This is a genomic window from Cyanobium sp. WAJ14-Wanaka (assembly GCF_024345375.1).
GTDB lineage: Bacteria > Cyanobacteriota > Cyanobacteriia > PCC-6307 > Cyanobiaceae > Cyanobium_A.
Genome location: NZ_JAGQAZ010000001.1, coordinates 361870 through 373987 on the forward strand (window position 1 = coordinate 361870; position 12118 = coordinate 373987).

General features: G+C 64.7%; 13 protein-coding genes and 1 pseudogene. 5 read left to right on the forward strand and 9 right to left on the reverse strand.

The window, feature by feature from the left end; genetic code table 11:
- Nucleotides 1–18 precede the first annotated feature (18 nt).
- Both hslO and KBY49_RS02135 read right to left on the reverse strand, forming a co-directional pair.
- Nucleotides 19–939 (reverse strand): Hsp33 family molecular chaperone HslO, encoded by a 921-nt coding sequence (hslO, locus tag KBY49_RS02130; protein ID WP_254933123.1) that lies wholly within the window; start codon nt 937–939, stop codon nt 19–21.
- A 2-nt stretch (nt 940–941) separates the two neighbouring features.
- Nucleotides 942–1589: an ABC transporter ATP-binding protein gene (locus tag KBY49_RS02135; RefSeq protein WP_254933124.1), complete on the reverse strand. Its 648-nt coding sequence runs from the start codon at nt 1587–1589 to the stop codon at nt 942–944.
- A gap of 53 nt (nt 1590–1642) precedes the next feature.
- Between KBY49_RS02135 and KBY49_RS02140 the strand changes: the two genes are divergently transcribed.
- Both KBY49_RS02140 and KBY49_RS02145 read left to right on the forward strand, forming a co-directional pair.
- Nucleotides 1643–2086: a DUF3531 family protein gene (locus tag KBY49_RS02140; protein WP_254933125.1), complete on the forward strand. Its 444-nt coding sequence runs from the start codon at nt 1643–1645 to the stop codon at nt 2084–2086.
- Nucleotides 2086–2856: a 16S rRNA (uracil(1498)-N(3))-methyltransferase gene (locus tag KBY49_RS02145; protein WP_254933126.1), complete on the forward strand. Its 771-nt coding sequence runs from the start codon at nt 2086–2088 to the stop codon at nt 2854–2856. Before KBY49_RS02140 ends, KBY49_RS02145 begins: the two co-directional genes overlap by 1 nt.
- Here KBY49_RS02145 and KBY49_RS02150 read toward each other — a convergent pair.
- Complete coding sequence (locus KBY49_RS02150; protein ID WP_254933127.1) at nt 2853–3224, reverse strand: hypothetical protein; 372 nt, start codon at nt 3222–3224, stop codon at nt 2853–2855. The two genes, KBY49_RS02145 and KBY49_RS02150, sit on opposite strands and share 4 nt — an antisense overlap.
- Nucleotides 3225–3311: 87 nt before the next feature.
- Here KBY49_RS02150 and KBY49_RS02155 point away from each other — a divergent pair, with 87 nt between their 5' ends.
- Complete coding sequence (locus KBY49_RS02155; RefSeq protein ID WP_254933978.1) at nt 3312–4067, forward strand: DUF92 domain-containing protein; 756 nt, start codon at nt 3312–3314, stop codon at nt 4065–4067.
- Here KBY49_RS02155 and KBY49_RS02160 read toward each other — a convergent pair.
- From KBY49_RS02160 to KBY49_RS02185, 6 genes and pseudogenes are all read right to left on the reverse strand, one after another.
- A pseudogene (locus tag KBY49_RS02160) lies at nt 4068–4883 on the reverse strand (sigma-70 family RNA polymerase sigma factor); the annotation flags it as partial. It lies immediately after the preceding gene.
- A gap of 107 nt (nt 4884–4990) precedes the next feature.
- A complete protein-coding gene (locus KBY49_RS02165; RefSeq protein ID WP_254933128.1) occupies nt 4991–5668 on the reverse strand; it encodes a GDSL-type esterase/lipase family protein in 678 nt (225 codons plus the stop codon).
- Complete coding sequence (locus KBY49_RS02170) at nt 5631–7217, reverse strand: phosphonate ABC transporter (RefSeq protein ID WP_254933129.1); 1587 nt, start codon at nt 7215–7217, stop codon at nt 5631–5633. Before KBY49_RS02170 ends, KBY49_RS02165 begins: the two co-directional genes overlap by 38 nt.
- Nucleotides 7204–7947, reverse strand: coding sequence for a phosphonate ABC transporter ATP-binding protein (locus tag KBY49_RS02175; RefSeq protein ID WP_254933130.1), 744 nt, complete (start codon nt 7945–7947; stop codon nt 7204–7206). The genes KBY49_RS02170 and KBY49_RS02175 overlap by 14 nt, the downstream gene beginning before the upstream one ends.
- Before the next feature lie 35 nt (nt 7948–7982).
- Nucleotides 7983–8948: a putative selenate ABC transporter substrate-binding protein gene (locus KBY49_RS02180; RefSeq protein WP_254933131.1), complete on the reverse strand. Its 966-nt coding sequence runs from the start codon at nt 8946–8948 to the stop codon at nt 7983–7985.
- 25 nt (nt 8949–8973) lie between these two features.
- The gene (locus tag KBY49_RS02185) at nt 8974–10152 is read right to left on the reverse strand and encodes a pyridoxal phosphate-dependent aminotransferase (protein WP_254933132.1); all 1179 of its coding nucleotides are present in this window, start codon (nt 10150–10152) and stop codon (nt 8974–8976) included.
- Here KBY49_RS02185 and KBY49_RS02190 point away from each other — a divergent pair.
- On the forward strand, nt 10137–10841 hold the full coding sequence (locus tag KBY49_RS02190; protein WP_254933133.1) for a uracil-DNA glycosylase: 705 nt from the start codon (nt 10137–10139) through the stop codon (nt 10839–10841). The genes KBY49_RS02185 and KBY49_RS02190 overlap by 16 nt on opposite strands.
- A gap of 58 nt (nt 10842–10899) precedes the next feature.
- Complete coding sequence (gene ispG, locus KBY49_RS02195; protein ID WP_396099213.1) at nt 10900–12096, forward strand: (E)-4-hydroxy-3-methylbut-2-enyl-diphosphate synthase; 1197 nt, start codon at nt 10900–10902, stop codon at nt 12094–12096.
- The last annotated feature ends 22 nt before the right edge of the window (nt 12097–12118 follow it).

A 12118-nucleotide genomic window follows, 5' to 3' on the forward strand; every position in this document is an offset into this window, starting at 1 on the left:
GTTAAGCCAAATCGGTAGTTAATCCACATCTGTGGTTAGCCCATCAATCAACTCCTGCAGTTCCTCTGGCCCAACTAGATAATGCTCGTTGCAGAAATGGCAGATGATCTCCGCCTGGCCGTCTTCGGCGAGCATGGCGCTGAGCTCGCTGCGGCCCAACAGCATTAGGGCCGCGACGCTGCGGTCGCGGCTGCACGGACACTCAAAGCGCACCTGCTGGCGGGTGGCGGCGGTTTCCAGGGGCTGGGGATCCAGGTCGGGAAAGATGTCTTCCAGCAATGCCTGCAGATTGTCTGCGTTGTTGGCAAGCCTTTGGCTGAAGCCACTTACCTCCTGGCAACGGGCATCTAGCAGGGCCACCAGGGCCGGTTCACGGGCGGCCTTTGGCAGCACCTGCACCAGCACGCCGCCGCTGCAGCGCACCCCCTGGCTGTCGATTTGCTCCCCGACAAACACCGCAGATGGGGTCTGTTCGGAATGGAGTAGGTAGGAGGCGAGGTCTTCGCCGATGCCGCCACTGACCAGCTCCACCGTTGAGCTGAAGGGCTCCCCTTCCCCCAGATCCCGCACCACATGCAGATAGCCGGTGCCGGTGGCAGTTTTGAAGTCGAACTGGGCCAGGCCCCCCGGGCCATCGACCAAATCAAGCTCCAGGGCTGGGGTGCCCACGTAGCCCCGCACCGTGCCGTTGCGGCCGGCATCCACCATCAAGCCCCGCAGGGGGCCGTCGGATTGGATCCGCAGATTCACCCTGCCGTGGGCCACCTTCATCGAGCTGGCCAGCAGCAGGCCGGCGGTCATCGCCCTACCCAACAGGGCCGTAGCCAAAAATGAAAGGCCATGGCGCTCCCGGGCCTGCCGGCTGGCTTCAGTGGTGGTAACTGCCACCAATCGGATCCCGCCCCCGGCGGCGGTGGCCCGCAACAGCTGGTCGCTCAACGCTATTTATCCCTGACCAGGGCATCGTAAGGATTGAGCTGGCCCGTCTCCAGGCGCCAGCAGGCATCAATGCGGCCCCTAAATAAATCCGGCTCGTGGCTGACCACCAACACGGCCCGCTCCTTGGCTAGGGCCTGCAGCATGGCCAGGATTTCGCCCCGCACTTCCCAGTCGAGGCCTGCTGTCGGTTCATCCAGCAGCAGCACCTTGGGGTTACGCAGCAGCTGCACCGCCAGGGCCAGCCGCCGCTGTTGGCCGCCGCTGAGCTGTTCGGGGGGCTGCTGCAGCGACAACCCCGCCAGCCCCACCAACTCCAGCACCGCATTGGCGTCATCGGCGCTGAGCCGGCGGTGACCCACCTTCAGCTCCTGGCCCACGCTCAGCCCCAGGAAGTGGCGCTCTGGAAATTGAAAAACCAGGCCGCAGAGCCAGCGCCGTTGGCGGCCGTTAAGCGCCTGCCCCTGCCAGCAGACCTCACCCTGATCGGCCTCGGCCAGGCCGCAGATCACCTCCAGCATGGTGGTTTTGCCACAGCCACTGGCACCCGCCACCAGGCCCAGCTGGCCCTCCTTCAGGGCCAGGTTGAGCCCCTGAAGCACCGGGGTGCTGCAGGTGGCTGGTTGGTAGGTGATGCCACGCAGCTCAATCATTCACCCAGCATGCCTGGTTTGATAGGGCGATCCCCACTGCAGACCGATCGACCATGGAGGTGCGCTTCCGCGATTTCGATCCCTTCAATTGCTGGTTTTGGTTGCGCTTTGCCAACCCCCCCGGGGGCGGTGAGCGGGGCTATGTGGAGACCGCTTTCGACAGCTGGTTTTTCCTGGGTAAGTGCGGCGCCTTCAACGCCGAAGCCCTGCAGGTCCATGAGGAGGGGGCCGACCTCAGCTGGATGGCCTACGACCAGGAAGACGCCGAGGCGGCCATGCCGGCCCTGATGCACAACATGGGTCCGATGGAATATCAGGACGCCTGGGCCCGTTGCTGGGTAGACCTGGGCACCAGCGACGGCTTTGGCCTCGACGTGTTGATCAACGCCCTCCGCCAGCTGAACCGCGACATGGTGGAGATCGAGGAGCTGTTGGTGGGCGGCCTCAACGACGACTGGCCGATTGAGGAGCAGCCCGAATCCGTATTTGATAGCTAGTGGCCAAGGAACGGCGGCGGCTGCTGGTTCCTCCGGCCCGGCTGGGGGCCCTGGCTGGCAGCTCCCTAGCCCTTAATCAGCTGCCCCTGCTGGAGAGCGAGCTCCACTACCTGCGTCGGGTTTTGCGCCTGCGCCAGGGGGATGGCTTTGCCCTGGTGGATGGTGCTGGCCGCCTCTGGCATGCCGCCCTTACGGCCGAGGGCCTGGCCCAGCTCGAGCAGCCCCTCGATGCACCCCTGCAGCAGCTGGATGCCCCCAGCTGGCCACTGGAGCTGGTGGTGGCCTGGCCCAAACGGGATGGGGAGCTGCTGCTACGGATGGCCTGCGAATTGGGGATTGATTGCATCACCCCGGTGATTGCCGAGCGCAGCACGGCGCCGGAGCTGCGTAGCCACGAACGCCACCAGACAATCCTGCGGGAAGCGGCCGAGCAATGTGAGCGGCTTTGGCTGCCGCAGCTGGGCTGCCAGCAGCGGGCAGTGGCGCTTTTTGCCGCTCCCAGGCCCGGCTTGAGGCTGCTGCCCACCACCAGAACCGAGGGCTTGCCCTTGTTGGCCGCAGCCCTTGGCCACCTGGCCAATCAGGAGTGCCAAATGGGCCAGGAGATCACCGTGGCGGTGGGGCCGGAGGGGGGCTGGAGCCCCCTGGAGCAGGAATGCGCCATCAGCCATGGCTGGCAGCCCGTCAGCCTGGGGCCAACGATTTTGCGCACATCTACAGCCGCCGTGGCAGCGGCGGCCCAGCTATCTGCCTGGAGAGCCGCTCTCTAGGGCTTGAACAGGCCTTTGCCCATGTCCCGGAAGCCATTGAGATTGGCCCCTGCTTTGCGCCGCCGGGTGGGCACGGCATTGGCTGGATTGAGGCAATCCGGGGCAAAGGTGATGTTGCTGGGGGGAGGTAGGGCCTCCTGGCTAGCGCGCAACTCTGCGGCAATGGCCTCGGCAGTTGTTTGGCTGGAGCTGGAGCTGCCCGCAGGGCTTGCGCTTGGCGCAGGGCTGGGCGCAGCTGCTTTAGCAGCAGCTCCATCGATCGCTGCCTCTTCCTGGATCGCCACCTCTTCCTTGATGGCGACCTTGGCCGGTTGGGCCCCTTCGCTGCCCAGGTCCAGGAAGAATGTTTCCTTACTGTTAAACACCATCAGGGCAGCAGCGTCATGGGGCGATTATCTGCTGCCCAAGGCCCCTTTCTCCATCGGGCTTAGACCTGTGCAACACAACTGCCCTGAATGGTCCTATCCCATCCGCTCCTGATCGCCCTGCTGGTCAATGGCGGCCTAATTGCCTGGGCCCAGCGCCTGCCGCTCCTAACCCGCTCCGGCTGGGTGCATGCCGGCATCCTCGGGACCCTGCTCTGGACGGGCCTGGGTCCCCGTGGTTGGTTGGCGGTGGTGGTTTACCTGGCCCTTGGTTCAGCCGTAACTAAGCTGGGATTTCGCACCAAGGCCGCCCTGGGCCTGGCCGAGGCCAGGGGCGGTAAGCGCGGTCCGGAGAACGTCTGGGGATCGGCTGCCACCGGGGCGATTCTGGCCATTGCATATGCCCTGCTGCCGGCCCCGGCGCGCCCCCTGCTTTTGCTGGGATTTGCGGCCAGTTTTGCGGCCAAATTGGCCGACACCTTTGGCAGTGAAATTGGAAAACGCTGGGGTCGCCACACCATCTTGATCACCACCTGGAGGCCTGTTTCCCCCGGCACCGAGGGGGCAATCAGCCTGGAGGGCACGGCCGCCAGCCTGGTGGGATCGGCCCTGATGGCCCTGGTTATGGCCGCCCTGGCTCTGGTGCCCGGCGGCAGGGCCTGGGCGCTCGTTACGGCTGTGGGTCTGCTGGCAACCCTGATCGAAAGCTTGATTGGGGCGAGCCTCCAGCGCCGCTTCGCCTGGCTCAGTAATGAGCTGGTCAATGGGATGCAAACGGCCATCGCCGCGCTGCTGGCCATCGGCTTGGCCCTGCTGTTCCAGCTCCCCCTCCAGGCTGCTGCGTAGGCGCATCAGGGCAGCCTCACCCCGCTTCTGGGCCTGTTTCCTTTCCAGGCCGTGCAGCTGGGCCAGTTCGCTCCAGGTCTGGCCATCGAGCCAGTGGCCCTCGAGCAGGTGGCGATCGAGGGGCTCCAACTCCGCCAACTTTTGCTTGAGCCAGGCCTGTTGGGCTGCGGTTTCGCCGTCGGGCTCGAGGGGCACCGTGGCGGCAATTTGATCCAGCAAGCAGCTGCCCTCAGCTGGATCCTCCCCGCAGCCCGGCAAGGGGGCATCGAGGCTGCGCACCTGGAGGGCCAGCTGCACCGCCTGGGCCTCCTGCAATTGCTCCACCCGGCAGCCCAGGGCCTCGGCCAGGTCTGGGCTGGTCAGGCTTTCGCTAGTAGGGCTTGGGCTGGTCTGGCCCTTTTGCCGCAGCATCCGGCAGGCCCTCTGGTGCAGTTCCCGCATCCGGCGGGGGGTGTGGATCGGCTGCTCCCGATCGCGGATGTCGTGCAGGATTGCGCCGCGGATAAAGGGCACGGCAAAGGAGCTCAGGGCACCGTCGCGCCCAAGGGAGAAGGTTTCCACGGCCCGAATTAGGCCCAGGTTGCCCGCTGAAACCAGGTCTTCAAAGGGCCTGCCGGTGAGCTTGCTTTGGCGATGGGCTACCTGCTTGACCAGGGCGAGGTTGTTCGTCACCAAGGCATTGCGCCAATGCAGGCGGAGGTGATCTTCAGAGGCTGTGGCCATGGCCTTCAGCCATTGGCGGTTTGATGAATGCAGAGTGGATTGCTCGAGGTTGGCTTGCTCGGGGTTGGCTTGCAGGAGGTTGGATTGGGCCATGGGTTGGGCATCGCTGCTTTCACCTTCCCCAGAAACCCCCTCCTCCCCCCTCACCCAGCCCGTGGAATCGCTCTCACCGGATTGGGGGATCTACCAGCCTTGGGGATCTACCAACCCCGGGTGGAGGTTGGCAGGTTTAGGGGTTTCAGCTCGGCCCACTCCAAAAGGGCCGGCCAGCGCTGCAGTCGCCCATAGACCTGGCCGTGGCCATCGCTGTTGAGATGGAGGCCATCACTGCAAAGCCACTGGGGCCAGTCCGGATCGGCCAACAGGCCATCGAGCATTGGCAGAAACGGCACATTTGCCTCGAGGCAGGCCTCCTCGAGCAGGCCTTCGTAGCGGCGAATCGAGTCGAGCCCGTACCAGAGCACCCCGGCGTAGGGCATCGCCTGATCCAGCACAGGTGTCAGGCCGATCACATGCACTGGCGCCAGGGCCTTGGCCTGGTTCAGCAGTTGGCCCATGCCAAATAAAAAGGCCTCGGGATCCAGTTGGGGGCGCCCGTCAATGCGGCCGATTCGGGCGGTATCGTTGAGGCCGATGCCCAGCAGGATTCCCTGGGGAGTTTGGCGGCGCAATTCCCCCCTGCGGCCCACCTCATCAATGAGCCTGGCGGCCAGGCGCTCCAGGCCATCACCCCGAACCCCCAGGTTGTAGATCACCGGTGCGGCGGGCAGCTCCATCCAGTGGCGCCTTAGCCGTTCACACCAACCCCCCTCCAGCGGATCCCCCCAGCCATGGACGCCGCTATCGCCAAGCACCACCAGCTTCTTGGGAATTTGCATGCAACTGGCGGCGGGCGCGGTCGCTGAGATCTTCCCCCAGCAGGGTCAAAACGGCATAGACCGCCATCAGGGCCAGGAGTTGGTCCCAGGCAAAGGAGCTCAGGGCCTCCAGCAGCTGGCTGCCCAAACCGGTTGCCCCCACCAGGCCCACCACCACCGATTCCCGCAGGATTACATCGCTGCGGTAGGCCCCATAGGCCAGGTAGGGCCGGGCCAGGGCGCTGAAGGAGCCATAGAGCAGCGCCATTCGGGGTGGAGTGCCTGCCGCCAGCAATGCTTCCTGGCCGGAGAGGTTGGTTTCACTGGCCTCCAGCAGCAGCCGGCCCAGGATGCCCAGGTTGTGGAAGCCCAGGGCCAGGGCCGCGGTAATCACCCCCGGCTTGAGCAAAAACAACAGCAGCAGGGCCGTCAGCGGGGGTGGCCAGAGCCGTCCCATTAGCCAGAGCGCCCGCAGCGCCAGCTGGGCCCAGGGCCAGGGGGCCACTAGCAACAGCAGCAGGGGTGCCACCCCCACGGCCAATGCCGAGGCCAGCAGGGTCAGCAGCAGGGTGTTGCCAATCAGTTGGGGCCAGGGCAGGGCCAGCAGGGCGGGCCAGTCGGCCGGAGCCATGGGCGGCAGCTGCTGCCATTTCCCCAAATCCTGGGGGGAAACCTGCAGGGCCCAGGCGGCGGCGATCAGCACGGGCACCAGCACCAGGCCGGCGCCAATAATTTCCAGGCCCTGGCGACCGATCCGGGCTGGCTTGAGGGCTAGCCGTTGGGGCATGGCCCAGCGTCGCCGCAGTAATCCCACCAGTGCTTCTAGGGCCACCATCGCCAGCAGCAGCAGCCACAGGCCGCTCCACAGTTCGGGGAAGTTGAGCGACTGCAAGGTCAGCCGTAGGTCGGTGCCCAGGCCCCCCAGGCCAAAGACCCCCAGCAAGGTGGCGCTGCGCAGGGCGCATTCCAGCCGGTAGCCCCCATAGCTGAGCAATTGGGGCAGCAGGGGAGGTCCCAGGGCGGTGAGCAGGGCTGCTGGGGCACAGGCCCCACCACTGCTGAGCGCCTCCAGGCTGGCGATCGGCAGGGCATCGAGTTGGTCGCTGATTACCCGGGCCACCAGGGCCCCAAAGGGAATGGCAATTGCCGCCACCGCCACCACCGGATGGAGCCCCAGCAGTTGCAGCAGCAGCAAACCCCACAACAACTCATGGATCGAGCGCGGCAGGGCCCCCAGCTTGCGCAGTAGCTCCGCCGGGTAGGCACTGCCAAACCAGCTCAGCCATACCCGGCGGGAACTGGCGATCCCCAAGATCAGCCCGATCACCAGGCTGGCGGCCCAGCCCAATAGGGCCATGCCCGCGGTGGTACCTAGCCCCTGCAGTTGGGCCAGGAGCACCTGGGGATCCAGGCATGGATGCAGGGCCGCCCAGGCAAATTGGCCCACCAGCTCCCAGCCGCCGCCGTGGACCAGCTGGGGCAGCAACAACGCCAGGGGAATGAGCACCAGGGCCGGTGCCAGTACCCACAGGGGCGCCGCCCCGGTCTTCAGGTACCTAATTGGAGGCACCGGCATAGAGCCCATCGAGCTGGTGGCTGCCCAGGCTGGCCACGCTTTGATCCACCACTAGCTGGCCATCGCGCAGCCCAACCACCCGATCAAAGTGGTGCAGTAAGTCAGGCCGGTGCAGGCTCATCAGCAGGCCCCTTGGGGCTTGGGCCTGCTCCAAAAGCAGCTGGAGCAGTTCGTCGGCCAGGCGGGGATCGAGGCTGGCCAGCGGTTCATCGGCCAGCAACAGCATGGGGTCCTGGCGCAGTAGCCGGGCCAGGGCAACCCGTTGGCGTTGGCCCCCGGAGAGGGCAGATACCGGCTGGCATAGCAGGGCAGGGTCGAGCTCGAGCCGTCCCAATACGGCGGCGCAGGCCTCGGTTTCGATGGGTAGCAGCAGATTTAGTAGGGCCTGGGGCCAGCCCCATTGGCCCAGGCGCCCGGCATTGATGTTTTGTTGGACGCTCAGCTCCTCTATCAGGCGCAGGTCTTGCCAGAGGGTGCCGATCCGGGCCTGTTGGCGCCTTCTTCTGTGGGGGCTTTTGGAGCGCTCCTCACCGAGCCACACCACCCGACCGCCCTGGGCGGCCAGCAGGCCATTGGCCACCGCCAGCAGGCTGCTTTTACCAGCGCCACTGGGGCCGATCAGGGCAACCCGTTCCCCCGGCTGGAGTACCAGGGAAATGTGGTCGAGGCGGGGCCTTTGGCGGCCCCTAACCACGATCTGATCGAGCTCCAGCAGGGCCTTCACTGTTTTCAGGGGCTCTTGTTTCAGCGGATGTTGTTTCAGCGGATCTTGCCGATCTGCCTGCCCACCGCCTCAATTTGCCTGTATTCGGCCGCATTCACGCTGGTGAACTGTTGGGCGCCAAAGAGATTCAGGATCTGCTTCTGTTCTGGATCGCTGGATCGCCAGCTAATGATCGCCTTGGCGAGCTTGTTGGTGAAGCCCTTGCCGAAGCTTTTATCGAGGTTGGGTTGGGCCAACCAGAGGTAGTCGGCGTAGGGGGCGGTGCGCCAGATCACCGACACCTTTTTGCGATTTACCTTGCCGCTGCGCAGGCTGGACTTCCACACCTGTTCGTTGACTGCCCCGGCCTCATAGGCCCCGCTTTGCACCAGGGCAATGGTGGCGTCGTGGCTGCCACTGAAACCGGGGGCACCGCCGGCGAAATCAGTCAATTTGACCCCCGCCTGCATCAGAAAGTATTGGGGCATCAGCCGCCCTGAGGTCGAACTTTCCGAGCCAAAGGTGAAGCGTTTTCCCTTCAGTTCAACCAGCCCTTTCACCGAATTAATCGGCTTTAGGCCACTGCCGCTATTGGCGATAAAGACCGAATAAAACTGGGCATCAATATCCCGCTGGGCGACCATCTTGGCCCCGGGTTTTTGCAGTTTTGCCTGCACGCCGGTCAGGCCGCCAAACCACACCAGATCAAGCTGGCCGGTGCGGAAGGCACTCACGGCAGCGGCGTAGTCAGTCACGGGCACGTATTGCACAGCCACGCCGAGTTGTTGGCCCAATTCATTTGCCACAAGCCCGTAGAGCCGGTTCAGCTTTTCTGGGTTTTGATCCGGAATTGCGCCAATGCGCAACACCGGTTTCTGCACCTCTGCCGCCGCGGGGCTGATCCCCAGGGCTTGGGGGGAAAGGGGCAGCAGGGCCGGGGCCGTTGCCAGGGCAACACCTGCTGCGGTGGCGCTGAGGATGGCGCGGCCCAGGCGCCAGACGGGCAGTGGTAGGCGATTCATCGGGGCGGTTCTAAAAAGCTGGGGGTCAGAGGCCGACCAGAAAGCGCTCGAGGCGATCTAGGCCGTCGTTGATCGTCGCAGGTGAAACGGCACAGGAAAGACGAATGCAGCGGTCGTCGCCAAATGCCACCCCTGGCACCACCGCCAAGCCCACCTCATCGAGCAGGCGATTGCAGAGGGTCATCGAATCGAGCCCGTATTCGCCCACATCTGGGAAGGCATAAAAGGCCCCCTCCGGCGCCAGCAGCTTCAGGCCCCTAATCGCCATCAATCGCTCGGAGAGCAGGGCCCGGCGACCGTTGAATTCGGCGGCCATCTGCTGCACGCAATCCCTGGAGCCGGTGATGGCGGCCAGGGCTCCGTATTGGGCAAAGGTGCAGACATTGCTGGTGCTTTGGCTCTGTAGGGCCGTGGCCGCAGCGATCACCTCCCTGTTGCCGGCCAGCCAACCGATGCGCCAGCCGGTCATCGCCCAGCCCTTGGCAAAACCATTCACCGTGAAAATCCGATCCGCCAGGTCCGGGGCCACCGCCGCAAAGCTGTGGTGGCTGTGGCCAGGGGCCAGCAGGAATTCGTAGATCTCGTCGCACACCACCAACACCTGGGGGTGGCGGCGCAATACCGCAGCTAGGGCCTCCAATTCCGGCCGGCCCAAGACCATGCCGGTGGGGTTGGAGGGGCTGTTGAGCACCAGCAGCCGACTGGCCGGGGTGATCGCCGCTTCCAACTGCTCGGGCCTAAGTCGGAAGCCCTGGTCGGCATCGCTGGGCAGCAATTTGACCGAGGCTCCGGCCAGCTGGGCAATTTCCGGGTAGCTCAGCCAATAGGGGGAGGGCAGCAACACCTCATCGCCCGGGGCCAGGATCACCTGGAAAAGGTTGAACAGGGCCTGCTTGCCCCCATTGGTGACCAGCACCTCGGCGGCCTTGGTGGCCACCTGGTTCTCCTGGCTGAGCTTGGCGGCAATTGCTTCGCGCAGGGCCGGCTCCCCAGCGGCTGGTCCGTATCGGGTTTGGCCCTCTTCCAGGGCCTGGGCCGCTGCGGCACGGATAAAGGCGGGGGTTTCGAAATCCGGCTCGCCTGCGCTCAGGCTGCAGATGTCGCGGCCATCCGCGCGCAGCTGCTTGGCCTTGGCGGCGATGGCCAGCGTCAGCGAGGGCTGCAGCGCCTGGGCCCTTGGGGAAAGCAGTGCCCGATCCTGCATCGGCGATTCCAAGGCCCGGCTACGGCCGGCGCGGCAGCTGTAATACCCCCATCCTGCCCCATCCTGAAGGCATGACCAGCAACTCCCATCTGCTGCCAAACCATGGGCTGCCCGATCTTGGGGCGCTGACCCTGGCCTGTGGCGAATGTCAGCAATGCTCCCTTGCGGCCAGCCGCCAGCAGGTGGTGGTGGGCCGGGGTAATCCCGAGGCCCGGCTGATGTTGATTGGCGAGGCCCCCGGGGCCGAGGAGGATGCCACGGGCCTGCCGTTCGTGGGGCGTTCGGGTCTGCTGCTGGATCAGTTGCTGGCCGAAGTGGGCCTTGATCGCGACCACGACCTCTACATCTGCAATGGGCTCAAGTGCCGCCCGCCCGCAAACCGTAAACCGAAACCCGCCGAGCTGGAGGCCTGCAGGCCCTGGCTCGAGCAGCAGATCAGCCTGGTGAATCCTGCCGTAATTGGCCTGGTTGGTGCCACCGCCCTTGCTGCAGTGATGGGCATCAAGGCGGGGATTAGCCAGTTGCGGGGCCAATGGCTGGCAGGTGAGGGCCCGCTGCTGGGCGGTAGGGCCCTTATGCCCCTTTTCCATCCCTCCTATCTATTGCGCAATCCCTCAAGGCTCGAGGGAAAACCCCGTTCGCTAACGGTTGGCGATCTGGCCAGGCTTGCCAGGCGAATTAGTCAGTAGCCAGCCCCTTTGTGACAGGCTTGATCCAGCAACTGGTGTCTTAGTGATGGGCGGCAGCATGGATTGGGAGAACGATCCCCGCTTCGACACGGTCATCCATCGCCGCCAAACCCGCAATGTGCGGGTGGGAAGTGTCTGGATTGGCAGCGACCACCCGGTGGTTGTGCAGTCGATGATCAACGAGGACACCCTTGACATCGAGGGTGCAACGGCCGGAATCCGCCGCCTGCATGAGGCTGGCTGCGAGATCGTGCGCCTCACCGTGCCGAGCCTGGCCCATGCCAAGGCGGTAAAGGAGATTCGCCAAAAGCTGGAAGACACCTACCAGCCGGTGCCCCTGGTGGCCGACGTGCACCACAACGGCATGAAGATTGCCCTGGAGGTGGCCCAGCACGTCGACAAGGTGCGGATCAATCCGGGGCTTTTTGTCTTCGATAAGCCAGATCCAAACCGCACTTCCTTCTCCGAGGAGGAAATCGCTGAGATTGGCGAGCGGATCGCCGCCACCTTCGAACCCCTGGTCAGCCTGCTCAAGGCCCAGGACAAGGCCCTGCGCATTGGCGTGAACCATGGCTCCCTGGCGGAGCGGATGTTGTTTGCCTACGGCGACACCCCGGCAGGGATGGTGGAGTCGGCCTTGGAATTCATTCGCATCTGCGATCGGCTCGACTTCCACAACATCGTGGTTTCGATGAAGGCTTCCCGGGCGCCAGTGATGCTTTCGGCCTATCGCCTGATGGCCTATCGCATGGATGCCGAGGGTTTCAATTACCCCCTCCACCTGGGGGTTACGGAAGCCGGCGATGGCGATTACGGCCGCATCAAAAGCACGGCGGGCATTGCCACCCTGCTGGCCGATGGCCTGGGCGACACGATCCGGGTATCCCTCACCGAGGCCCCAGAGAAGGAAATCCCCGTCTGCTACTCGATTCTGCAGGCCCTAGGGCTGCGCAAGACGATGGTGGAATACGTGGCCTGCCCCAGCTGCGGGCGCACCCTCTTCAACCTCGAGGAGGTGCTGCATGTGGTGCGCAACGCCACTGCCCACCTAACGGGCCTAGACATCGCCGTGATGGGCTGCATTGTCAATGGACCAGGTGAGATGGCTGATGCCGATTACGGCTATGTGGGCAAAACTCCCGGCACCATTTCCCTATATCGCGGTCGTGATGAGATCCGGCGGGTGCCCGAGGCCGAGGGCGTTGAGGCCCTAATTGCCCTGATTAAGGAAGACGGCCGTTGGTTTGATCCCTAGGTCGCTAGCTTGAGTTGAGTAA